The sequence below is a fragment of the Microbacterium sp. genome, assembly GCF_036566905.1.
Lineage (GTDB): Bacteria > Actinomycetota > Actinomycetes > Actinomycetales > Microbacteriaceae > Microbacterium.
This window is the reverse complement of the sequence record NZ_DATCVK010000204.1, coordinates 12,731-35,741: the sequence shown is the minus strand read 5'-3', so window position 1 is coordinate 35,741 and position 23,011 is coordinate 12,731. Positions and strand designations below refer to the sequence as shown.

The 23,011-nt window shown below is 70.4% G+C and carries 21 protein-coding genes; 14 read left to right on the top strand and 7 right to left on the bottom strand.

What is annotated here, in order from left to right:
* The first annotated feature begins 114 nt into the window (after nucleotides 1-114).
* Together VIP82_RS17225 and VIP82_RS17220 are read left to right on the top strand one after the other, a co-directional pair.
* The gene (locus VIP82_RS17225; protein WP_331910825.1) at nucleotides 115-1,857 is read left to right on the top strand and encodes a gluzincin family metallopeptidase; all 1,743 of its coding nucleotides are present in this window, start codon (nucleotides 115-117) and stop codon (nucleotides 1,855-1,857) included.
* Complete coding sequence (locus tag VIP82_RS17220; protein WP_331910823.1) at nucleotides 1,854-3,158, top strand: ComEC/Rec2 family competence protein; 1,305 nt, start codon at nucleotides 1,854-1,856, stop codon at nucleotides 3,156-3,158. Before VIP82_RS17225 ends, VIP82_RS17220 begins: the two co-directional genes overlap by 4 nt.
* A gap of 47 nt (nucleotides 3,159-3,205) precedes the next feature.
* Here VIP82_RS17220 and VIP82_RS17215 read toward each other — a convergent pair whose 3' ends face one another.
* The gene (locus VIP82_RS17215; RefSeq protein ID WP_331910855.1) at nucleotides 3,206-4,663 is read right to left on the bottom strand and encodes an ABC transporter permease; all 1,458 of its coding nucleotides are present in this window, start codon (nucleotides 4,661-4,663) and stop codon (nucleotides 3,206-3,208) included.
* A gap of 23 nt (nucleotides 4,664-4,686) precedes the next feature.
* Complete coding sequence (locus VIP82_RS17210; protein ID WP_331910821.1) at nucleotides 4,687-5,505, bottom strand: ABC transporter ATP-binding protein; 819 nt, start codon at nucleotides 5,503-5,505, stop codon at nucleotides 4,687-4,689.
* Between the two features lie 140 nt (nucleotides 5,506-5,645).
* Between VIP82_RS17210 and VIP82_RS17205 the strand changes: the two genes are divergently transcribed.
* On the top strand, nucleotides 5,646-6,335 hold the full coding sequence (locus VIP82_RS17205) for a hemerythrin domain-containing protein (protein WP_331910819.1): 690 nt from the start codon (nucleotides 5,646-5,648) through the stop codon (nucleotides 6,333-6,335).
* Nucleotides 6,336-6,358: 23 nt separating this feature from the next.
* Here VIP82_RS17205 and VIP82_RS17200 read toward each other — a convergent pair whose 3' ends face one another.
* The 3 genes from VIP82_RS17200 to VIP82_RS17190 are packed head-to-tail and all read right to left on the bottom strand — an operon-like array spanning nucleotide 6,359 to nucleotide 8,660.
* Nucleotides 6,359-6,766: a VOC family protein gene (locus tag VIP82_RS17200; protein ID WP_331910817.1), complete on the bottom strand. Its 408-nt coding sequence runs from the start codon at nucleotides 6,764-6,766 to the stop codon at nucleotides 6,359-6,361.
* Nucleotides 6,767-6,807: 41 nt separating this feature from the next.
* On the bottom strand, nucleotides 6,808-7,461 hold the full coding sequence (locus VIP82_RS17195) for a response regulator (RefSeq protein ID WP_331910815.1): 654 nt from the start codon (nucleotides 7,459-7,461) through the stop codon (nucleotides 6,808-6,810).
* On the bottom strand, nucleotides 7,458-8,660 hold the full coding sequence (locus tag VIP82_RS17190) for a histidine kinase (protein ID WP_331910813.1): 1,203 nt from the start codon (nucleotides 8,658-8,660) through the stop codon (nucleotides 7,458-7,460). The genes VIP82_RS17195 and VIP82_RS17190 overlap by 4 nt, the downstream gene beginning before the upstream one ends.
* A gap of 272 nt (nucleotides 8,661-8,932) precedes the next feature.
* Here VIP82_RS17190 and VIP82_RS17185 point away from each other — a divergent pair, with 272 nt between their 5' ends.
* The 9 genes from VIP82_RS17185 to VIP82_RS17145 all read left to right on the top strand — a co-directional run bounded on the left by VIP82_RS17185 (nucleotide 8,933) and on the right by VIP82_RS17145 (nucleotide 19,126).
* Nucleotides 8,933-9,781, top strand: a complete 849-nt coding sequence (locus VIP82_RS17185; protein WP_331910811.1) for a nitrilase-related carbon-nitrogen hydrolase — start codon at nucleotides 8,933-8,935, stop codon at nucleotides 9,779-9,781.
* Between the two features lie 9 nt (nucleotides 9,782-9,790).
* A complete protein-coding gene (hydA, locus tag VIP82_RS17180) occupies nucleotides 9,791-11,224 on the top strand; it encodes a dihydropyrimidinase (protein ID WP_331910809.1) in 1,434 nt (477 codons plus the stop codon).
* 30 nt (nucleotides 11,225-11,254) lie between these two features.
* On the top strand, nucleotides 11,255-12,271 hold the full coding sequence (locus VIP82_RS17175; protein ID WP_331910807.1) for a TIGR03842 family LLM class F420-dependent oxidoreductase: 1,017 nt from the start codon (nucleotides 11,255-11,257) through the stop codon (nucleotides 12,269-12,271).
* A 10-nt stretch (nucleotides 12,272-12,281) separates the two neighbouring features.
* A complete protein-coding gene (locus VIP82_RS17170; RefSeq protein WP_331910805.1) occupies nucleotides 12,282-13,211 on the top strand; it encodes an ABC transporter permease in 930 nt (309 codons plus the stop codon).
* Nucleotides 13,208-13,999, top strand: a complete 792-nt coding sequence (locus VIP82_RS17165; protein ID WP_331910803.1) for an ABC transporter ATP-binding protein — start codon at nucleotides 13,208-13,210, stop codon at nucleotides 13,997-13,999. The genes VIP82_RS17170 and VIP82_RS17165 overlap by 4 nt, the downstream gene beginning before the upstream one ends.
* Nucleotides 13,996-14,829: an ABC transporter permease gene (locus VIP82_RS17160; protein WP_331910801.1), complete on the top strand. Its 834-nt coding sequence runs from the start codon at nucleotides 13,996-13,998 to the stop codon at nucleotides 14,827-14,829. The genes VIP82_RS17165 and VIP82_RS17160 overlap by 4 nt, the downstream gene beginning before the upstream one ends.
* 58 nt (nucleotides 14,830-14,887) lie before the next feature.
* Complete coding sequence (locus VIP82_RS17155) at nucleotides 14,888-16,078, top strand: ABC transporter substrate-binding protein (RefSeq protein ID WP_331910799.1); 1,191 nt, start codon at nucleotides 14,888-14,890, stop codon at nucleotides 16,076-16,078.
* Nucleotides 16,079-16,209: 131 nt separating this feature from the next.
* Nucleotides 16,210-17,526 (top strand): aspartate aminotransferase family protein, encoded by a 1,317-nt coding sequence (locus tag VIP82_RS17150; protein WP_331910797.1) that lies wholly within the window; start codon nucleotides 16,210-16,212, stop codon nucleotides 17,524-17,526.
* A 67-nt stretch (nucleotides 17,527-17,593) separates the two neighbouring features.
* The gene (locus VIP82_RS17145; protein WP_331910795.1) at nucleotides 17,594-19,126 is read left to right on the top strand and encodes a CoA-acylating methylmalonate-semialdehyde dehydrogenase; all 1,533 of its coding nucleotides are present in this window, start codon (nucleotides 17,594-17,596) and stop codon (nucleotides 19,124-19,126) included.
* 13 nt (nucleotides 19,127-19,139) lie between these two features.
* Here VIP82_RS17145 and VIP82_RS17140 read toward each other — a convergent pair whose 3' ends face one another.
* Together VIP82_RS17140 and VIP82_RS17135 are read right to left on the bottom strand one after the other, a co-directional pair.
* Nucleotides 19,140-20,111, bottom strand: a complete 972-nt coding sequence (locus tag VIP82_RS17140) for a diacylglycerol/lipid kinase family protein (protein WP_331910793.1) — start codon at nucleotides 20,109-20,111, stop codon at nucleotides 19,140-19,142.
* Nucleotides 20,112-20,133: 22 nt separating this feature from the next.
* The gene (locus tag VIP82_RS17135; protein WP_331910791.1) at nucleotides 20,134-20,604 is read right to left on the bottom strand and encodes an Lrp/AsnC family transcriptional regulator; all 471 of its coding nucleotides are present in this window, start codon (nucleotides 20,602-20,604) and stop codon (nucleotides 20,134-20,136) included.
* A 125-nt stretch (nucleotides 20,605-20,729) separates the two neighbouring features.
* Here VIP82_RS17135 and VIP82_RS17130 point away from each other — a divergent pair, with 125 nt between their 5' ends.
* Both VIP82_RS17130 and VIP82_RS17125 read left to right on the top strand, forming a co-directional pair.
* Entirely contained in the window at nucleotides 20,730-22,178 is a 1,449-nt protein-coding gene (locus VIP82_RS17130; RefSeq protein WP_331910789.1) for a DUF6421 family protein, read from the top strand.
* Between the two features lie 93 nt (nucleotides 22,179-22,271).
* Nucleotides 22,272-22,985: an SDR family NAD(P)-dependent oxidoreductase gene (locus VIP82_RS17125; RefSeq protein WP_331910787.1), complete on the top strand. Its 714-nt coding sequence runs from the start codon at nucleotides 22,272-22,274 to the stop codon at nucleotides 22,983-22,985.
* The last annotated feature ends 26 nt before the right edge of the window (nucleotides 22,986-23,011 follow it).

Below are 23,011 nucleotides of genomic sequence, written 5' to 3'. Positions count from 1 at the left end.
GGCGCACCCCACCGGACAATCGTCCCGTCACGGCGTATCACCCGCGTGCAGCGACCGCTCTTCCCCAGCGGAGCAAACCGCTGCAAGGTGGAGCCGAGGACCTGGGGGTGCGCCATGACCGATGGTGTCGAGTACGCCGAGCCCGCCGACGAGCCGCGCACGCACGTGACGCTGCGGCTCATCGCGCAGGATCCTGCGGTCAGCGGCGACGACGGCAGGATCCTGACGGCACGGGTGAAGGTGCCGTGGTCGCGCATGGAGGACGGCCCGCGCGGGGCCCGGCTGCACGTCGTCGACTACGACACGGCGACGGGTCGCTACGTCAAGCACGAACCGCTGGGAAAGGACGACCTGTTCGCGGATGCCGAGGACCAGGTCCTGCGCACAGATCTGGCCTTCCATGCCCAGCACGTCTACGCCACCGCGGCTCGTACACTGTCGACCTTCGAGACGGCGCTCGGCCGGCGGCTTCCCTGGGGATTCGGCAGCCACCAGCTCTACCTGGTGCCGCACGCGTTCGCCGAGGCGAACGCGTACTACTCGTTCGAGGACCGGGCCCTGCTGTTCGGCTACGTGCCGCCGTCGGACCCCCGTGGCGAGGCCGTCTACACCTGCCTGAGCCACGACGTGGTGGTGCACGAGACCACGCACGCCGTGCTGGACGGACTCCGCCGCCGGTTCCTCGAGCCGAGCCTGCCCGATCAGGCGGCCTTCCACGAAGGCTTCGCCGACATCGTCGCGCTCCTCTCAGTGTTCTCGATGCGTCCCGTCATCGAGCAGGCTCTCGGCAAGCCGGACAAGAGCGGCCGCATCCCGCGCGGCCGCATCCAGCCGGACGCGCTCCGCAGGAGCATGCTCGCCCGCGTCGCTGAGCAGATCGGCAGTGTGCTGACCCAGGGCCGCGGAGCGCTCCGCGAGTCCGCGTTGAACCCGCCTCCGGCGGACTGGGCGAAGCGGCCCGAGTTCCTCGAGCCGCACCGGCGCGGCGAGGTCCTGGTCGCGATCGCCTTCGATCTGCTGATCGAGATCTGGTATCGGCGGCTCCAGGCGCTCTTCTCCCGCCCGAACGGCGAGGCCGCAGGCGGCCGGGGCATCACGGTCGACCGCGCCCGCGCCGCCGAAGAGGGCGCCAAAGCGGCATCCCAGCTGCTCACGATGCTCATCCGCGGTCTGGACTACCTGCCGCCCGTCGAATTCGACTTCGGCGATCTGCTCAACGCCGTCCTGCTGGCCGACAACGAGCTCGTGCCGGACGACGACCTCGGCTACCGCCAGCTTCTGATGGACGGATTCGCCAAGGCCGGCATCCGGCGATCGTCCGACCGGGTCACCGACGTCCTCGAGGCCGAGCTCGCACCGCGCTATCTCGGGATCAACTTCGCCGGACTGCGCAGCGACCGCGACGAGGTGTTCCGGTTCCTGTGGCAGAACGCGCGCCGTCTCGATGTGTCGACGGACTACTACACGGTGATCGAGTCCGTCCTGCCGACGCAGCGGATCGGTCCCGACGGCCTGATCGTGCCGGAGTCGGTCGCCACGTATGTGCAGATGGCGGACATGACGGCGCGAGAGTTCACCGACGAGTCCGGGCTGCAGCTCTCCCCCGCGATCGCCCCGAACACCCCCGTGCAGCTGTTCGGCGGCGGCACGCTGATCTTCGACCAGTTCGGCAGGCTCAAGCTGCACATCCACAAGCGTCTCGACGACTGGCGCCGGCAGCAGAAGCGGCTCGACCACCTCGAGCGGACCGGGCGTCGCGACGCGTCGGCGCGCCTCGGATTCTCGGACGGGATTGCCCGCGGGCAGACGTTCGCCGAGCTGCACCGCACCGAGCAGAGTTCCGGGGAGACATGGTGAGCACTCCGATCCGCGTCCGCGTCCGCATGTACCAGGTCGGCTTCGGCGACTGCTTCCTGGTGTCGGTCGAATACGACGCGCCGCTGCCGGACGGCCGCGGCGAGCGGCACATCCTGATCGACTTCGGCACGAGCCATTCGCCCCGGGAGGGCATGGCTCGCGGGCGCATGGGCGACGTCGCGGCGCTCATCGAGGAGCACACCGGCGGTGAACTCGACGTTCTCGTGGTGACCCACCGGCACCGCGACCATCTGCGTGGGTTCGAGGTCGACGCCGGCGCGGCGATCATGAAGCGACTCGCACCCAAGCTCGTGGTGCGATCGTGGACCGAGGATCCCGAACTCCCGGAGACCGCGGACGGCCCGGCGGTGGCGTCGAACGAAGCGGCAGGCGTGAGTCGCGCGTCGGCGAGGTACGCCGCTCTTCTCTCGCAGGCGCAGGAGGAGGTCGCACGGCTCGCCACGCTCGTGGGACTCGACGACGAGGTCCGGGCGGCCGCCGAGGACCAGCTCAAGAACGCCGAGGCGGTCGCCCTGCTGAACGAGCTCTCGCGCGACGGCCGCGGCCGCTATCTGCACGCCGGCATGGACTCGGGCATCGACGACGTCGTCCCCGGGCTCACCGCGACGGTGCTCGGCCCTCCCACCGTCGATCAGGATCCACGGGTCGCGCAGCAGCGCGAGGAGGACCCGGAGTACTGGCTCACCGCACTCGGCGCGTCACTGCGTGTGGTGGGGTCGGCCGCCGAGACCGATGCCCGAGCGCCGATGACGCATGGGCCGGGCCCGGTCCGCTGGCTGATCGACCGGCTCGCGAACCAGCGCTCCCGCTCCGCCGCACGACTCGTCCGCGACCTGGACGAGGCGCTGAACAACACCAGCGTCATCCTGCTGCTGAAGGTGGGCGGCGTGTCGCTGCTGCTCTCGGGCGACGCCCAGATCGAGAACTGGCGGCACACGCTCGATCAGCTGAGTGACGATGCGGACCTCCGCGACCGGCTGGCGAAGATCGACCTCTACAAGGTGGGCCACCACGGCAGCCGCAACGCGACGCCACGATCGCTGCACGCACTGTGGAAGGCGCGCGCCGCTGACCTGCCCCGGCTCACGGCGGTGATGTCGACGCGGCAGGGGGTTCATGGCAAGAACGACAACGCGGTTCCGCAGGAGCACCTCGTCGAAGCGCTCCGCGAGGTGGCCGATCTCTACTCGACCGACGACCTCGACGCCGGCGAGGAGTATGTCGAACTCGTGGCGGATGCCGCTCGCGGCCCGTTCCGCCTCGTTCCCCGACCCGCATGACGGATGCCGCGGCGCGAAAGCCTGCGCCGCGGCATCCGGGTCCCGCCTCAGTCGGCGAGCGCCTCGACCGGGGCGACGCGCGTCGCCAGCCGTGTCGGCACGACCGCAGCCACCAGGGTGAGGATCGCCGTCGCGACCACGATGATCGCGACCGGAATCCATGGCACGGCCGGCGCGACCAGCGTCGGCGCGGCGAACGAGGGCGGCATGGGCACCGCGCCGAGGAGCGACTGCGCCCCGGCCCATCCGTAGGCGGTGCCGAGCACGAGTCCGGTGACCGTCGCGGTGATCGTGATGTGAGCGGCCTCGAGCAGCACCATCCGCCGTACCTGGCCCGTCGAGACACCGAGCGCACGCAGCAGTCCGAGTTCGCGTCGGCGCTGCACGACGCCGATCGTGAGGAGGTTGACGAGCCCGACCGCCGCGATGACGGCCGAGACGGCGACCAGGCCCATCATGATGCCGGCGAACGTGTCGAGGAGCGTGTTCAGCTCGTCGGGCGCATCGCCGCCCGCCGACGTGGTGAGCACCGCCTTCACCGTCTCGAGCGCGACCGCGAACATCGTCACGAGCGTCACGCCCATCACGACGCCGATGGCCATCCGGCTCGAGCGCTCCGGATAGCGGAGGGCGTTCTCGGCGGCCAGGCGCGCCGTGGCCGATCGCCCGAAGAGCCGGCCGACGAGCCGCAGCACCGGCGGCATCACGAGCGTCGCGCCGAGCGCGAGGCCCGTGAACGAGAAGATCCCGCCGAAGAAGGCGACGATCACCCCGAGCGGCGTGACCAGTCCGAGCAGGATGCCGACAGCGAGGAGGGCGCCGCCGATCGCGAACAGCGCGATCGCGACGCCGTTGCGCGTGCCTCGCCGGGTGAACGCGTCGTGGGATGCCTCGACCGAGCCGCCGAGCGCCTGCAGCGGCGTGACCGTCAGCACCCGGCGCGACCCGGCCCACGCGGCGATCCACGTGGTCAGCGCGACGACCACGGCCGGGATCACGAGCACCGCCTGCACGACGGCGTAGTCGACGCCCTCGATACCCAGCGCCCAGCTGGCCAGCACGACACCGGCCCACGACACGAGCGTGCCTCCGACGAGTCCCAGCGCGGCGCCGATGACGCCGACGACCAGACCCTGCCGCGCGACCTCGGAGCGCTGCGAGCGCGCCGAGGCGCCGATCAGGCGCAGCAGTGCGATGCGCCGCGTGCGTCCGGCGATGACGGTGGCGAACGTGTTCGCGGTCACGATGGCCGCGACGTACACGGCGACGCCGATGAGCAGGACGCTCATGATCGCGAGCACGATGGCGAGCATGCTGCTCAGCCCGAGGTACGGATCCGCGCGCAGCACGGCCGCGATGAACCCGGTCGCGCTCAGCAGGATCGCCCCGAACGCGCTCGAGATCGCGGCGACGAGGATGCTCGCGCCCATGCCGCGCTCGCGCAGCCAGGCGAGCGGGGCGGCCGCACCCGACGACGCGGTGACGGATGCCGCCGGCTGCGGCATCCGTCCCGTCTGGGCGACCGCGGTCACGACGTCACCTCCGCGACGGCGTGGCCGACGGCCGACGCGGCGGCGACCGGCGCCCCTGCGCTCAGCTCGGACGCGAGCATGTACGCCGAGATCTCTTCGGCGCTCTGGCGCGGCTTGTCGGCGACGATGCGGCCGTCTCCGAGGAACAGCACGCGGTCGGCGTGCGAGGCGGCAACGGGGTCGTGGGTGACCATCGCGATCGACTGGCCGTGCTCGCGCGTGGCGGCGGCGAGGAGGGCGAGCACCTCGCGCCCCGAGCGCGAGTCGAGGTTGCCCGTCGGTTCGTCGGCGAACACCAGATCGGGCGCCGTCGCGAGCGCGCGGGCGATCGCGACGCGCTGCTGCTGGCCGCCCGACAGCTGATGCGGCCGGTGGCCGAGGCGGCTGGTGAGGCCGAGGCGCTCGACGAGACCGTCGATGCGCGCCCGCTCGAGCGCCGTCGGACGGCGTCCGTCGAGGTCGAACGGCAGCAGGATGTTGCCGAGGGCGTCGAGGGTGGGCACGAGGTTGAACGCCTGGAAGACGAACCCCACCCGTCGGCGGCGCAGGATGGTGAGCTCGAGGTCGGAGAGACCGGTGATGTCGGTGTCGCCGATCCAGGCCCGCCCGGAGCTCGGCGCGTCGAGGCCGGCCATGATGTGCATCAGCGTCGACTTGCCCGATCCCGACGGACCCATGATCGCGGTGAACTCGCCGCGGCGGATGCCGACGCTCACGCCGTCGAGCGCGTGCACCGTGCTCTCGCCCGTGCCGTACGTCTTGCTGAGCTGCTGCACCCGGGCGGCGAGGCCCAGGTCGGTCGATGAGAGTTCCATGACTTCGACGTTAGGAACCCGCACGCGCCCCGCGCGTCGCCCGGACGAGGCATCGGCGTACATCTCCGGGATGATCTTCCCTGCGCCGCCTCGCAGGACTATCGTCTCGTCCAGCCCGACCCGCGTCTCGAGGAGCCGCCATGCCCGCTACGCCCCTGCCGCCCAGCGGCGCGCTGCCCGAAGCCCCGAAGACGTGCGATGCGAGTGGGATGGTGGAGATCCATCGCCTCTTCCGCCGCGGGTTCGGCGAGGCGCCCGATCTCATCAGACGGGTGCGCACCGGCGACACCGCGCACGCAGCGGTCGTCGCCACGCAGCTCGAGACCCTGTCGCTCGGACTGCACGCACACCACGAGGGTGAGGACGAACGGCTGTGGCCGGCACTCGATGAACGAGCGCCATCCTGCGCCGCGCACGTCGAGCGCATGAAGGCTCAGCACGCCGAACTGCTCGTGCACCTGAGCGCGATGGATCGAGCACTGCCGGCGTGGCGCGCTTCGGCGAGTGCAACGGATGCCGCGCCCGTGCTGGCCGCCCTCGACGGCGTCAATGCGGCGATCGCGGTGCACCTCCCCGACGAGGAGACCAACATCGTGCCCGTCATGGAACACACCATCACCGAGGCCGAGGTGGAGTGGTTCTCGGAGCACGGCCGCAAGTCGATCCCCAAGGGCCAGATGTGGCAGCAGCTGGGCGAGATCCTCGCCGCGCAGCCCGACGGCGGCGACGAGTGGCTGCACAAGCACATGCCCGCGCCCGGCCGGCTCGCCTGGCGCTGGATCGGCCGACGCAAGTACGCCGCCCACCGCGTCGCGCTCGAGGGCCGCTGACCCACCGGGGTCGGCCGCGGGGGTCAGGAGGCGTCGGGCGAGGCTGCCTCGTCGGAGGTGATCAGGATCGCGTTGCCGTCGGGGTCGTCGACGATGGCGGCGTAGGGACCCACGGTCTGCGTCGGCGGCATCCGGCCCCGGTAGCCGGCGTCCACGAGGTCGGCCCACGTGCTGTCGACGACCGCGTCGTCGCCGACGTAGAACTCCAGCATCTGCGAATAGCCGCCGCCGGCGGGCGGCGCCCAGGTCGGGTCGTAGCGGGAGGCGAACCCGGTCGTGATCAGCAGCGTGACGCCGCTGCCCATGCGGTGCGCGACCACCGGGCGAGCGGGGTCGGGGTCGGCGATGTCGAGCCCGAGCCTGCGGTAGAAGCGCACCGATGCGTCGAGATCCGCCACTTCGAGGACGACCATGCTCAGCTGCAGTTCCATGCGCCCGATTCTGCCGAACGCAGCACGGCGGTGGGCCGGAACTACGCCAGGCCGTGCTCGAACGCGAACACGACGAGCTGCACGCGGTCCCGCAGCCCGAGCTTCGTGAGGATGCGGCTGATGTGCGTCTTCACGGTGGCCTCCGAGAGGAACTCGCGTGCGGCGATCTCCGCGTTCGAGAGGCCGCGCGCGGCGAGGGCGAAGATCTCGCGCTCACGGTCGGTGAGGTCGCCGTAGGCCGGCGGCACCGGCCGGGGCGCGGCATCCGTGAAGCGCTCGAAGAGCTCCCGAGTCGCGGATGCCGCGATCACGGCCGAGCCGGCATGCACCGTACGGATCGCGGCGAGCAGGAACTCGGGATCGGCGTCCTTGAGGAGGAACCCGCTCGCGCCCTGGCGGATGGCCCGCGCCGCCGCCTCGTCGAGGTCGAAGGTCGTGAGCATCACGATGCGGGGCGACGCAGCTCCGGGCTCCGGGGCATCGGCGAGGAGTTCCGCGGTGGCGGCGAGGCCGTCCATGACGGGCATGCGGATGTCCATGAGCACGACGTCCGGCCGAGACCGGCGCACCGCGTCGATCCCCTCGCGGCCGTCGGCGGCCTCGGCGACGACCTCGAGATCGGGCTGCGAGTCGATGAGCATGCGGATGCCGGCGCGGAACAGCGCCTGGTCGTCGACGAGCACGACGCGGATCATGCGAGATCTCCGATCGGGATGTGCGCGCGCACGGTGAAGGCGCCGAACTCGTCGGCCGCGTCGAGGCGGCCGCCCGCGAGCTGCGCACGCTCGCGCATGCCGATGAGGCCGTGGCCGAACCTCCCCGGCTGGGTGCCCGGCACGATCGGGTTGCGCACGTCGAGCTCGACGCGATCGGGGAGCCACGCGAGCCGCACGTCGACGGGGCCGCCGGGGGCACCGTGGCGGAGCGCATTCGTCAGCGCCTCCTGCAGGATGCGGTAGACGGCGAGCTGCACGGCCGCCGCCGGCTCGCCCTCGGCCGAACTGCGCTGCGGCGCGGGGTCGACGTCGACGCGCAGCTCCACGCCGGCGGCGCGCACCTGTGCGTAGAGCTCCTCGAGATCGGCGATCGTCGGCTGCGGCCCGTCCCCCTGACGGTGGCGCAGCTGGCCGAGGAGCAGCCGCACGTCGGCGAGCGCCGAACGCGCGGTGCTCGAGATCGTCGCCAGCGCGTCGGTCGCGACCGCGGGGTCGGTCGCCGCGGCGTAGCGCGCACCGTCGGCCTGGGCGATCACGACGGCGAGCGAGTGGGCGACGACGTCGTGCATGTCGCGGGCGATGCGCACGCGCTCCTGCTCAGCGACGGTCTCCGCCTCGGCGCGCTGCTGCGCCTCGCGGTTCTCCCGCGCGCGCACCGCCGTGCGCACGAGCGCGCCGATCGTCCACGAGAGCCCCAGGGCGAACGCGGCGGCGACGAGCGTCACGAGGGCGATGGGCAGCGTCTGCCACGACAGGCCGCCGCCCGCGAACACCGGGCCGGCGAACAGATAGACGGTGATCACCAACGCACCGACGATCGCGGAGATGAATCCCGCCCAGTACACCGGCCGCACCCCGTATGCCGCCGTGGCGTACAGCACCGCGAAGATCGCGACGTCCGAGAAGCTGGGCGGGCGCCCCAGGCCGATCTGCGCCACAGCGCCCAGCCAAGCGAGCCCGAGCGCGAGCGCCGGCGACAGCCGGCGCACCGCGAGAGCGGCGCTGAAGATGCCCGCGATGAGCAGGCCGAACGCGGTGTGCCCGTCCGATCCGAACAGGTACTCCACGCCGAACGCACCCGTCGCCATGACCGCCTCGACGGGCCAGGCGACCAGCAGGAAGACCAGCGCGACCGACACGTCGGTGACGAGCTGGTATGTCTTCAGGCGGCGGAACACCGTTTCACGTTACGGGACGCGCTGTGCGGCGGCATCCGTCCAGAGATGTACCGCGGATGCCACGGCATCCGCCCTGCGATCCATCGAAAGGTCTGCCGAACCAACCATTGCGCCGCACCGGGTCAGGCTTTACTGTCGCGTCACAGGCCGAAACCGACGGGAAACGTCGGGTCGACAGGATCGGGGTGCAGGGCCGCCGCGGGAGCGGACCCCGCCGGTCCCACCCGAGGGACGAGGAACACGGCATCCGCCGGTTCACGAACGGAGAGACGATGACGACGGTACGCGCGGCGATTTCGCAGACCACCTGGACGGGCGACAAGGAGTCGATGCTCGACAAGCACGAAGGGTTCGCGCGGGACGCCGCGAGCCAGGGCGCGCAGGTGGTGTGCTTCCAGGAGCTGTTCTACGGCCCCTACTTCGGGATCACGCAGGACAAGAAGTACTACCGCTTCGCCGAGCCGGTCGACGGCCCCATCGTGCAGCGCTTCGCCGCGATCGCCAAGGAGCTCGGGCTCGTGATGGTGCTCCCCATCTACGAGGAGGCCGAGACCGGGGTGTACTACAACACCGCAGTGCTGGTCGACGCCGACGGCTCGACGCTCGGCACCTACCGAAAGCACCACCTGCCGCACCTCGACCGGTTCTGGGAGAAGTTCTACTTCCGCCCCGGCAACCTCGGGTACCCGGTCTTCGAGACCGCGGTGGGACGCGTCGGCATGTACATCTGCTACGACCGCCACTTCCCCGAGGGATGGCGCGAACTCGGCCTCGCCGACGCGCACATGGTCTTCAACCCGAACGCCACGAAGCCGGGACTGTCGAACCGGCTGTGGGAGGTGGAAGGCCCCGCCGCGGCCGTCGCCAACGGCTACTTCGTGCTGCAGCCCAACCGCGTCGGACGTGAGGACAACGAGTACGGCGATCTCGCGGTGGACTTCTACGGCACGAGCCAGGTGATCGACCCGCGGGGCAACTTCGTGGGCGAGCGCGGGTCGGGCGAGCACGAGGAGCTGCTCGTGCGCGACCTCGACCTCGACATGGTGCGCGAGATGCGCGACGACTGGCAGTTCTACCGCGACCGCCGGCCCGACTCGTACACGCGGATCGCGAAGCCGTAGGGGGCAGGAATGGCAACCACACTCATCACGGGCGGAACCGTCGTCTCGGCGACCGGTCGCGGCGAAGCGGACGTGCTCATCGACGGCGAGACCATCGTCGCCGTCCTGGCGCCGGGGTCCCAGCTTCTCGGGACGGATGTCGCGGCATCCGTCGACACCGTCATCGACGCCACCGGCAAGTACGTGATCCCAGGCGGCATCGACGCGCACACGCACATGGAGCTGCCGTTCGGCGGCACCAACGCGTCCGACACGTTCGAGACCGGCACGCGGGCGGCCGCCTGGGGCGGCACCACCTCGATCATCGACTTCGCGGTGCAGCGCTACGGCGAGCGCGTGCAGGACGGCCTGGCCGCCTGGCATGAGAAGGCCGCCGGCAACTGCGCCATCGACTACGGCTTCCATCAGATCATCGGCGGCGTCGACGACGACTCGCTCGCCGCGATGCGCGGACTCGTCGACGAGGGCATCTCGAGCTTCAAGCTCTTCATGGCCTACCCGGGCGTCTTCTACTCCGACGACGCGCAGGTGCTGAAGGCGATGCAGGTGTCGCAGGAGACCGGCATGCTCACGATGATGCACGCCGAGAACGGCCCGGCGATCGACGTGCTGGCGGCGCAGCTGGCGGATGCCGGCAAGAAGGCGCCGTACTACCACGGCATCGCCCGCGCCTGGCAGATGGAGGAGGAGGCCACCCACCGGGCCATCATGCTCGCCAACCTCACCGGCGCCCCGCTGTACGTCGTGCACGTGAGCGCGAAGCAGGCGGTCGACCAGCTCGCGTGGGCGCGCGACCAGGGCTGGAACGTGTTCGGCGAGACCTGTCCGCAGTACCTCTACCTGTCGCTCGAGGAGCAGCTCGGCGCCTTCAGCGAGGAGTGGGGGCAGTTCGAGGGCGCGAAGTGGGTGTGCTCGACGCCGCTGCGCAGCAGCAAGGACGGCCACCAGCACCACATGTGGCAGGCGCTGCGCACCAACGACATCCAGATGGTATCGACCGACCACTGCCCGTTCTGCATGAAGGGGCAGAAGGACCTCGGCCTCGACGACTTCCGCGCGATCCCCAACGGCATCGGCTCGGTCGAGCACCGCATGGACCTCATGTACCAGGGGGTCGTGACCGGCAAGATCACGCTCGAGCGGTGGGTGGAGCTCACCTCGACGACGCCCGCGCGCATGTTCGGCCTCTACGGCCGCAAGGGCGTCATCCAGCCGGGCGCGGACGGCGACGTCGTGGTCTACGACCCCGACGGCCACACCAGCATCTCCGCGGCATCCCACCACATGAACATGGACCACTCGGCGTGGGAGGGATTCGAGATCGACGGGCACGTCGACACCGTGATCTCACGCGGCAAGGTCGTGGTCGACGGCGGGCAGTACCACGGCTCCAAGGGCGACGGCCGCTTCCTCAAGCGCGGCCTCTCGCAGTACCTCATCTGACCGCCCGCGGTCGCTGACCTAGGAGCAACCATGGACTTCGGAGTCGTTCTCCAGACCAATCCGCCCGCCGCGCGCACCGTGCAGCTCGCCCGGCTCGCCGAGGCACACGGGTTCAGCCACGTGTGGACGTTCGACTCGCACCTGCTGTGGCAGGAGCCCTACGTCATCCACTCCGCGATCCTCGCCGAGACCAAGCGGGTCACGGTCGGGCCGTTCGTCACGAACCCCGCGACGCGCGATTGGACGGTCACGGCATCGGTCTTCGCCACGCTCAACGAGATGTACGGCAACCGCACGATCTGCGGCATCGGCCGCGGCGACTCGGCGGTGCGGGTCACCAACGGCAAGCCGGTGACGATGGCCGAGCTGCGCGAGTCGATCCACGTGATCCGCGAGCTGGCCAACTCCCGCCCGGTCGAGTACAAGGGCGCGACCCTGCAGTTCCCATGGAGCCGCGGGTCGCAGCTCGACGTCTGGGTGGCCGCCTACGGCCCGCTGGCGCTCAAGCTCACCGGCGAGGTCGGCGACGGCTTCATCCTGCAGCTCGCGGACGTCGACATCGCCGCCTGGATGATCAAGACGGTGAAGGATGCCGCCGCGGCCGCCGGCCGCGACCCCGAGTCGCTCGCCTTCTGCGTGGCGGCGCCCATGTACATCGGCGACGACCGCGCGCACATGCGCGACCAGTGCCGGTGGTTCGGCGGGATGGTGGGCAACCACGTCGCCGACATCGTGGCCAAGTACGGCGAGCATGGGGCCGTTCCCGATGCGCTGACCGACTACATCGCCGGCCGCCAGGGCTACGACTACAACACGCACGGCAAGGCCGACAACGACCACGTCGACTTCGTGCCCGACGAGATCGTCGAGCGCTTCTGCATCCTCGGCACCGCCGACGAGCACATCGCCAAGCTCGAGCAGCTGCGCGAGCTCGGCGTCACCCAGTTCGCCGGCTATCTGCAGCACGACAACAAGGAGGAGACCCTCCGCGTCTACGGCGAGACCGTGATCCCTGCGCTCCAGACTCACGTCGCCGCGAAGAAGTGAGGGCTGCGGCATGAGACCGATCGGCTGGTCGGCCCGAAGGCAGGGCGAGCTGCGCGGCTGGATCGCCGCGGGCTGGGGAGCCCTCGGCGTGCTCGCCGTGCTCGTGCTGTGGGAGCTGTACAAGTTCCTCGGCCCCAGCGACGGGTTCGTGGTCGGCGCGGTGGCCGGCGAGTCGGGCTCGGGGGTCATGATCCTGCCGCGCACCCACGACCGCGCCATGCCGCACGTCTGGGACATGGTCGCCCGGCTGTTCGCCCCGACCAGCGGCGGCGACACCCCGCCGCTGTGGGTCTCGGTCGCCGGCGCCGCGCTCGTGACTCTCGGCATCGCGGCCGTCGGCTGGCTGATCGGCGTCGCCGTCGGAGCGGTGCTCGGTCTCGTCATGCAGCGCTGGCGCCTGCTGGAATGGGGCCTCCTCCCCTGGATCGTGGTCAGCCAGATCGTGCCGCTCATCGCCTTCGCCCCGGTCGTCAACGCGATCGGCAATCAGATCGACCGCGGTGGCGGCTCGTGGCCGCAGTGGCTGTCGGTCGCCGTCATCGCGTCGTACCTCGCGTTCTTCCCGGTCGCCGTCGGCGTGCTCCGCGGCCTCGGCTCACCCGACCGCATCCACCTCGATCTGATGACCAGCTACGCCGCCGGCTATTGGCCGACGCTCCTGCGTCTGCGCCTGCCCGCCGCGGTGCCGCACCTGCTGCCCGCGCTCCGGCTCGCCGCCGCGAACGCCGTGCTCGGCGCGGTCGTCGCCGAGGTGTCGATCGGCATGCGCGGCGGGATCGGCCGCATGCTGATCCAGCTGGCCGGCCAGGCCTCGAGCGACCCCGCCGCGCCGTGGGGGCCGACGTTCGGCTCGATCGCCCTCGGCCTGATCGCCGCCGGCTCGGTGGCCCTGATCGGGCTCGGACTCGCCAATTACCGCAGAGGAGAGGCCACCGCATGACGGACCTTGCCGTGCACGCAGCAGGAGTCGGGAAGGTGTTCCCGACGAAGACCGGGGAGGTCGTCGCGCTCACCGAGGTCGAGCTCGAGGTCGCCGCCGGCGAGTTCGTGTCGCTCATCGGCCCCTCGGGCTGCGGCAAGTCCACGCTGCTGCGCCTGATCGCCGACCTCGACCAGGCCACCACCGGCACCCTCGAGATCTTCGGCAAGCCCGCCAAGCGCGCCCGCATCGACCAGGACTACGGCATCGCCTTCCAGCAGGCAGGACTCCTGCCGTGGCGCACGGTTGCCGCCAACATCGGACTGCCGCTCGAGCTGCACGGCACCGGCAAAGGCGAGCGGGCGAGCCGTGTCGCCGAGCTCGCCGAGCTGGTCGGTCTGTCGGACTTCGTCGACCGGTACCCCGACCAGCTGTCCGGCGGCATGCAGCAGCGCGTCGCGATCGCCCGCGCACTCGCCGCGCGGCCGAAGCTCCTCCTCATGGACGAGCCGTTCGGCGCGCTCGACGAGATGACGCGCGAGCGGCTCCAGTCCGAACTCACCCGCATCGCGGCCGAGACCTCGGCCGCCGTGGTGTTCGTGACGCACTCGATCCCGGAGGCGGTCTTCCTCTCCGACCGTGTCGTGGTGATGAGCCCGCGTCCTGGCCGCATCACCGACGTCATCGAGACGGGCCTCGGCGACCAGCGCGACGAGTCGTTGCGCGAGTCGCCGGCGTTCTTCGACCGCGTCACCGCCGTCCGCGAGGCGCTGCACGGCTCGCCTGTGGCGAGGGCGAGTGAATCATGACGGATGCTGCGACCACCATGCTGCCCGCCCCGCCGACGCCGGCGGGAGCGGCGCCGGGTCCCGGCGAGCGCGAGCTTCCGAGCTGGCTGCGGTGGGTGGCGCCCGTCGTGGTCGGCATCCTCATCCTCGCGATCTGGATCTTCTGGGTCGACGTGCTGGGCACCGCTCCTCGGATGCTGCCGAGCCCAATCGCGATCGCCGAGGAGTTCGTCCGCCGGTTCCCGATCATCCTCGACGACATGAAGATCACGGCCACGAACGCGCTGATCGGCCTCGTGGTGGGCTCCCTCCTCGCGCTCCTGTTCGCCGGACTCGCCGCCGCGGCCCGACCCGTCGACGGCATGCTCGCTCCGCTGGTGTCGGCGCTCGCGGTCATCCCGATCGTCGCCGTCACGCCGATCCTCAACACCATGTTCGGCGCGTCGAGCCAGTTCGGGCGACAGGCGGTGGCGACGATCGCGGCGTTCATCCCGGTGTTCGTCAACGTCCTGCGCGGCCTCCGCCAGACCCGGCCCGTGCATCGCGACCTGCTGCGCTCGTCGGCGGCATCCGGCTTCCAGACGTTCCGCGTGCTCACCTTGCCGACCGCGCTGCCCTACCTGATGACGGGTCTGCGCATCGCGAGCTCGCTCGCCGTGATCGCCGCGCTGGTCGCCGAGTACTTCGGCGGTCCGGCCGACGGCATCGGCACCGCGATCGCGACCTACGCGAAATCGGGGCGTGCCGCCCTCGCGTGGGCATACGTCCTCGGCGGCATCATCATCGGCCTCGTGTTCTTCCTCGTGACCTCGCTCCTCGAGCGGCTGGCGACGAGGCGGTCGCCGGCCTGACCGGCGGGTTTCGACAGGCTCTACCACCAAGAAAGACGCACCACACGAAAGGAACGCAATGAGACACAGCAACTCGCGCAGCTCCGGCATCCGACGTGGGCTGGCCGCGGCATCCGTCGCGACGATCGCGGCACTTGCTCTCGCCGCCTGCTCAGGCTCCGGCGACTCCGGCGACAGCGGCGACGACGCGGACTTCGAGCCGCTCAGCTCGATCAAGCTGCAGCTGCAGTGGCTGCCGCAGGCCCAGTTCGCCGGCTACTACGTCGCCCAGGAGAAGGGCTACTTCGAGGAGGAGGGCTTCGACGACGTCGAGATCGTGCCCTCGGGCGGTGACATCGTGCCGCAGGACGCTCTGGTCGCGGGCGACGTCGACTTCGCGATCGCCTGGGTGCCCAAGGTGCTCGGCACGCTGGAGGCGACGGGCGTCGAGCTCACCGACATCGCGCAGGTGTTCCAGAAGTCGGGCACGCTCCAGGTGGCGTGGAAGGGCGACGGCATCACGTCCGTCTCGGACTTCGAAGGCAAGCGCATCGGCTCGTGGGGCTTCGGCAACGAGTGGGAGATCTTCGCGGCCATGGCCGCGGAGGACCTCGACTCCACGTCCGTGTCGATCACGACGCAGGACTTCTCGATGAACGCCCTGCTCGACCGTGACGTCGACGCCGCCCAGGCGATGACGTACAACGAGTGGGCGCAGATCCTCGAGGTCGTGAACCCGGAGACGGGCGAGCTCTACCAGCCTGAGGACTTCGACGTCATCTCGTACGAAGACACCGAAGGCGCCATGCTGCAGGACGCGATCTGGGCCGATACCCAGCGCCTCGAGGACGACCCCGCGTACGCCGACGCCGCCGTCCGGTTCCTGAAGGCCGTGACCAAGGGCTGGATCTACGCGCGCGACAACCCCGAGGAGGCTGCGACGATCGTCTACGACATCGCCTCCAACGCCGAGGCCGCGTTCCCCGTGGGACCCGTCCACCAGCTGTGGCAGATGAACGAGGTCAACAAGCTCATCTGGACGGGCGCCGACTTCGGGCTCGTCGACGAGGCCGCGTGGGACAAGACCGTCGCAGGAGCGCTGTCGGCGAAGAACCAGGACGACCTCGAGCTCATCACCACCGAGCCCGCCGACTCGGCCTACTCGAACGAGTACATCGAGAAGGCGCTCGCCGAGCTGAAGGACGAGGGCATCGAGGTCGCCGGCGAGTACACGCCGATCGACGTCACCCTCACCGAGGGCGGTCAGTAGGTCAGGAGGCCGTTTCGTCTCGCTGGTTCCTCGCTCGCTCAACGGCCGGACTCCGTGCTCCGGTCGTTGAGCGGGCGAAGCGAGACGGCAACGCCCTTGACCCGCCGACGGAGAACGGGAAGCGTGGCCGCATGACCGAAGACCTCGACGCCCTCGCGAAGGAGCTCGATCGCGAGCACGTGTTCCACTCCTGGTCCGCGCAGGCTGGGCTCGACCTCCCCGTCATCGCCGGCGGCTCCGGGACGGTGGTGTGGGATCACGCGGGCCGCCGCATGCTCGACTTCTCGAGCCAGCTGGTGAACGTCAACATCGGGCACCAGCATCCTGCCGTCGTCGCGGCCATCCGGACACAGGCCGACGAGCTCGCGACGATCGGCCCTGCCACCGCCAACCTCGCCCGGGGCCGGGCGGCGCAGCGCATCCTCGGCAAGGCGCCGGACGGATTCGCCAAGGTGTTCTTCACCAACGGCGGCGCCGACGCGATCGAGAACGCCATCCGCATGGCCCGCCTGCACACCGGCCGCGACACGGTTCTGTCGACCTACCGGTCGTATCACGGCAACACCGGCGCGGCGATCGTCGCGACCGGCGACTGGCGACGGATGCCGAACCAGTTCGCCCGCGGCCACGTGCACTTCTTCGGTCCGTATCTGTACCGCTCCGAGTTCTGGGCGACCACGCCCGAGGAGGAGTCCGAGCGGGCGCTGCACCACCTCGAGCGCGTCATCCAGTCAGAGGGCCCCTCGACGATCGCGGCGCTGCTGCTCGAGTCGATTCCGGGCACCGCGGGCATCCTGCTGCCGCCGCCCGGCTACCTCGCCGGCGTGCGGGCGCTGGCCGACGAATACGGCATCGTGCTGATCCTCGACGAGGTCATGGCCGGCTTCGGCCGCACCGGCCGCTGGTTCGCGTTCCAGGGGTATGACGTCGTGCCCGACCTCATCACGTTCGCGAAGGGCGTGAACTCCGGCTACGTCCCGGTGGGCGGCGTGATCATCTCGGACGCGATCTCGGCGACCTTCGACGACCGCGTCTTCCCCGGTGGGCTCACCTATTCCGGGCACCCGCTGGCGGCGGCATCCATCGTCGCGTCCATCGACGCGATGGAGGCCGAGGGCATCGTCGACAATGCCCGCCGCGTCGGCGAGGACGCGATCGGCCCAGGGCTCCGCGAGCTCGCCGCTCGGCATCCGCTCATCGGCGAGGTGCGCGGCGAAGGCGTCTTCTGGGCGCTCGAGCTCGTCTCGGACCGCGAGACGCGCGAGCCGGTGGGCGCCGACGTGATCGGCCGGCTCAAGAAGGAGCTCACCTCGCGCGGCCTGCTGCCGTTCGCCGCCGACAATCGCATCCACGTCGTGCCGCCCTGCGTCGTCACCGACGGGGAGGTGCAGGAGGCGATCGCGATCTACGATGAAGCCCTGACGAGCGTCGAGGAAGACCTCTTCTGACGCGTGCATCCCGCACTGCTGGGCGATCACGAAACGCTCAGGCGGATTCCAAAGGAGGAACACGACAATGACGGACACGATGGAGCACACCGAGACGGTGGATGCCGACACGGCTGTCCTGGATCACTGGGTGAACGGCGCCCCCTGGGCGGGGGCATCCGATCGCACCGGACAGGTGTTCAACCCGGCACTCGGCATCGTGCAGAAGCAGGTGCGGTTCGCGTCGCGCGCCGATGTGGGCGACGCGGTCGACGCCGCGTCGGCGTCGTGGGCGCTCTGGCGCGACGCCTCGATCGCGAAGCGCCAGGCGGTGCTGTTCAACTTCCGCGAGCTGCTGAACCAGCGCAAGCAGGAGCTCGCCGAGATCCTCACCGCCGAGCACGGCAAGGTGCTCTCGGACGCACTGGGCGAGATCGCCCGCGGCATGGAGGTCGTCGAGTTCGCGTGCGGCGTCGGGCACCTCACCAAGGGCGCCTACTCCGAGAACGTCTCGACCGGCATCGACGTGTACACACTCCGCCAGCCGCTCGGAGTGGTGGGCATCATCAGCCCCTTCAACTTCCCGGCGATGGTTCCGCTGTGGTTCTTCTCCGTGGCGCTCGCCGCCGGCAACGCGGTGGTGCTCAAGCCCAGTGAGAAGGACCCGACCGCCGCGAACTGGATGGCCGCACTGCTGACCGAGGCCGGCCTGCCGGAGGGCGTCTTCAACGTCGTCCACGGCGACAAGGAGGCCGTCGACGCGCTCCTCGAGCACCCCGACGTGCGCGGGATCTCGTTCGTCGGCTCGACGCCGATCGCCAAGTACGTCTACGAGACGGCGACCGCGCACGGCAAGCGGGTGCAGGCGTTCGGCGGCGCCAAGAACCACATGCTGGTGCTTCCGGATGCCGACCTCGACCTCGCCGCGGACGCCGCCGTGAACGCGGGCTTCGGCTCGGCGGGCGAGCGCTGCATGGCCATCTCGGTGGTGCTGGCCGTCGACACGGTGGCCGACGAGTTCGTCGCCAAGGTGTCGGAGCGGATGAAGACCCTTCGCACCGGCGACGGCATGCGAGGGTGCGACATGGGCCCGCTCATCACCGGGCAGCACCGTGACAAGGTCACCTCGTACATCGACGTGGCCGCCTCCGACGGGGCCTCGGTGGTCGTCGACGGTCGCGACGTCGACATCGACGGCGACCCGAACGGGTTCTGGCTCGGCCCGACCCTCATCGACAACGTGCCGACGACCTCGTCGGTGTACGCCGACGAGGTGTTCGGTCCGGTTCTCTCGGTCGTGCGGGTCGAGGGCTACGAAGACGGTCTCGACATCATCAACTCCAGCCCGTACGGCAACGGCACCGCCATCTTCACCAACGACGGCGGCGCGGCCCGCCGCTTCCAGCACGAGGCGACCGTGGGCATGATCGGCATCAACGTGCCCATCCCCGTGCCCGTCGCGTACCACTCGTTCGGTGGATGGAAGGCGTCTCACTTCGGGGACACGAAGGCGTACGGCCCGCACGCGTTCGAGTTCTTCACCGCGGAGAAGGCCGTCACCTCACGCTGGCTCGACCCGTCGCACGGCGGGATCAACCTGGGCTTCCCCCAGCACGACTGACCCGGCGGGCGCGTCAGCCCTCGCGCGGTGGCACGAAGACCGTCACCGCGCGGGGGATGGCGACGCAGCGCAGCGTGAAGCCCGCGGGCGCCTGCTCTTCGAGCTCGCCGTCGTGGACGAAGACCGACGGATGCCCCTCCTCGAGGCGCACCGTCATGGCGAACTCCGGCTCGACCAGGCGCTCGACGTCGGAGCGAGGCGGCATGAGCCTCACGGCTCGCAACACGGCGGCGGTGCGCCGCCCGAACGCGAGAGACGCCATCGCCCGCAGGCGTGAGCCGCGCGCGTGGTGGATGCGCACGTCGAGCGTCGGCTCGACGAGCGTCTCGCGCTGCATCGTCGCGACGCGCTGGGGATCATTGCGTCCGATGCCGACGAACACCGACCACACGCGCGCCCGCCGCCCCTCGCGCACGACCGTCAGCGACTCGGCGGTCCTGAGGGTCCGCCACGCGGCGACGATTCCGCCCAGCCACTTGCCGAGGGACGCACGCCGCCGATCGCGTTCGTCGATGAGCTCGGGGTATGTCCCCACCGACACCGCGTTGAGCGCCAGGATCGGCTCGCCGTCGTCCGCCCGGGCCTCGATCGCACTCACCTCGATCGTGGTACCGCTCTGGAGCGCGTCGATGGCCGTGTCCACGTCGTCGAGGCCCGCCGAGCGGGCGAAGTGGTTGAAGGTTCCACCCGGCATCACCAGGAGCGGGCGCCCGTGCTCCCGCGCGAGCCCCGCCATCCGCGATACCGAGCCGTCGCCCCCGTAGACGCCGAGGACGGCGGGTGGTTCCTCCGATCGCATCGCATCGGCGACCACCTCCGCGAGGTCCTCCCCGTCGGCGAGCTCGTGGATCGTGGCCTCGGGCAGTCGCGTGGCGAAGGTCTCGGCGGGGTCCGCCCGCACCACGGCGGTGCCGGAAGCGGCGTTCCGCACGATGAAGACTCCCCGGCCGTCGGCGAACGCGGGCGGCTCGGGTGACGGAGGCATGCTCCCGAGGCTACCCGCGGACTCAGGCAGGGAAGACCGGCCTGTTCTCGTAGAAGGTCTGGAGCACGACCGTGGTGCGCGTGTTGACCGACGCGGCCGAACGGATGTCGCGGATGAGCGTCTCCAGGTGCCGGGGCGAGGCGACCCGCACCAGCAGCATGTAGCTCGCGTCGCCGGCGATCGAGTGGCACGCCTCGATCTCGGACAGGTGCTCGAGAAGCTCGGGGGCGTTGTCGGGCTGCCCGGGGTCGAGCGGCGTGATCTCGACGAATGCGGCGAGCGGCTTGCCGACGGCTTCGGCGTCGACGAGTGCGCGATAGCCCGTGATGACGCCACGAGCCTCCAGCCGGCGCAGCCGCGTCTGCACGGCCGAGACCGAGAGCCCGACGGCCGCGGAGAGCCCGGCCAGCGTCGCACGCGCGTTGCGCGACACCTCGCGCACGATGCCCGCGTCGATCTCGTCGTCGAGGCGTCCGGGGCCGTCTTCGCTCATGCCCCGAGACTATCAGCGGCCGCGGGCACCGACAGGAAGTCTTCCTGTCGTAGGTTTATCCTGCCGGAAGATGTCCCGTAGAATCGACTCCGAGATCATCCTCGACTCGAAGATCGGAGGTTCACATGTCCATCCACGCCCGCAGCACGCAGGTCATCGTCGGCGAACCCGAGGTTGTCGAGGACCCCCGGCTCGCGGAGAAAAGCGACGCGTGGCGGCAGCTCAAGGACGCGGCGACCGCCATCCAGGCCCTGCAGGCGCAGGACGGCTCCGTTCCGAATGTCGCCGCTCACGTCGATGCTCGCGCCCACGTCGACGGGATCGTCGCAGGCATCCGCGCGCTCGCGCCCGCGTTCCCGCATGACGCCGAGTACCTGGCCGCATCGGTGCGCGACTTCGAGCGCTGGGCGGACGAGGGCTTCGGCATCCCGGACTTCCTCGATTCGCTGCAGGCTTTCCAGCCGCAGCAGCACCGTGCCGACGGCATCCGTCATCTCGTCGTCTTCCCGATGTACACGCAGAACGGCTCGAGCGACCGTCGCGTCGAGGCGGTGCTGGTCGAGGTGATCTGGCCCGAGTTCATCGCGCGGCTCGAGGCCGGCGACTACGGCAACAAGCTGTTCGTGTCGCTGCGCTTCCTCGACTTCACGCCGGGTTACGACACGAACAGCGCCGTGCTCTTCCCCGAGACCGTGGCGATGCGCGAGCTCCCGCGGTTCACGTGGGGCGCGATCTTCCAGGACCGCGAGGCGGCGCGTTACCGCCGCGTCGTGCGCGCCGCCGCCGAGATCACGAAGCTCGAGCTGCCCGCAGACGCCGCGCGCATGCTCGACGATCAAGCGCTCACCGAGAAGACGTTCGTGATGTGGGACATCATCCACGACCGCACCCACATGCGCGGCGACCTGCCGTTCGATCCCTTCATGATCAAACAGCGGATGCCGTACTTCCTGTACTCGCTGGAGGAGCTGCGGTGCGACCTCACCGCCTTCCGCGAGTGCGTCGCGATCCAGCATCGGCTGTCGGCGCGGATCGATGCTCTCTCGGCCGGTGAGCCCGTCGAACCGCTGGACCCGGCCGAGGTCGAGACGCTCGAGCACGCGAAGCTCGTGCAGTACGCCGTGATCTTCGACCGGATCTTCCGCTTCGCGATCACCGGGTCGCGGGTACGCAATTACGACGGGCTCGGCGGCCAGCTGCTGTTCGCGTGGCTGCACCAGCGCGACGTGCTGCACTGGACCGACACGGCGCTGACGTTCGACTGGGAGAACGTGCCCGCCGCCGTTGTCGCGCTCGGCGAGGCGATCGACGAGCTCTACTGGCGCTCGATCGACCGGCCCAAGATCGCGCACTGGCTCGCGGCCTACGACCTGGTGCGGACCACGCTGACACCCCACCCGGCGTCGCGCTGGGCACGCGGACTCCCCGACGAGATCCTCGCCGGAGCACCCAAGGGCTACACCGACGCGGTCATGGACGACGAGTTCCCGCTGTCGATGTTCTTCGAGGCGCTCGACAAGAAGATGAAGCCGGTCATCGAGTCGACCGCCGGCATCACCGGCCGCCACTCCTGATCGCGTCCACCGTTCTCGCCGATCGCGCACGGCCCCGGCGAGAACGTGGTCGTTCGCCGCGACCGTGCGTTCTCGACGTGGAAGGGTAGTTGCATGAGCGTTGAAGGCAAAGTCGTCGTCATCGCCGGAGCCACCAGTGCGTCCGGTCTCGCCACGGCCCGCGAGCTGGTGGCTGCGGGGGCGCGGGTCATCGCGGTCGGACGGGATCCCGAGAAGCTGAACGACCTCGTGGACTCCGTCGGAGCGGAAGCCGGAGTCGCGGACGTGGGTTCGGCCGGGAGCCTCCGCTCCGAGGTGTGCGACCTGACCGATGAAGCCGACGTCGCCGCCCTCGCCGAGCGCGTGCACGCCGCCGACGGCCCCGTCGACGGAGTGCTCCACCTCGTCGGCGGATGGCGCGGCGGCGGCGGCCTCGCCGGACAGACCGAGGAGGACTACCTCTTGCTCGAACGCTCCTTCACCGCGCTGCGCCACGTCAGCCGGGCGTTCGACGCCGACCTGCGCGCGTCGTCGTCGGCGCGCACCGCCATCGTCTCGTCGCTCGCGGTCACCCGCCCGCTCGCCGGCGGCGCCAACTACGCCGCCGTCAAGTCCGCGAGCGAGGCGTGGGCGCGAGCCGTCGCACAGGGGTTCGCGAAGGCCGCGAAGGACTCCGGGCAGCCGCTGGCCGCGGCATCCGTCATCTTCCGCACCAAGAGCCTCGACGGCCTCGAAGAAGCACTCGCGCAGCGGTTCGCCGACCTCTGGGCGACGCCCGCCACCGAGACGAACGACACGATCGTCGAACTCACCGACCCTTCGCTCTGACGGTCCCCGGCGGAGCCGGGTCGCTG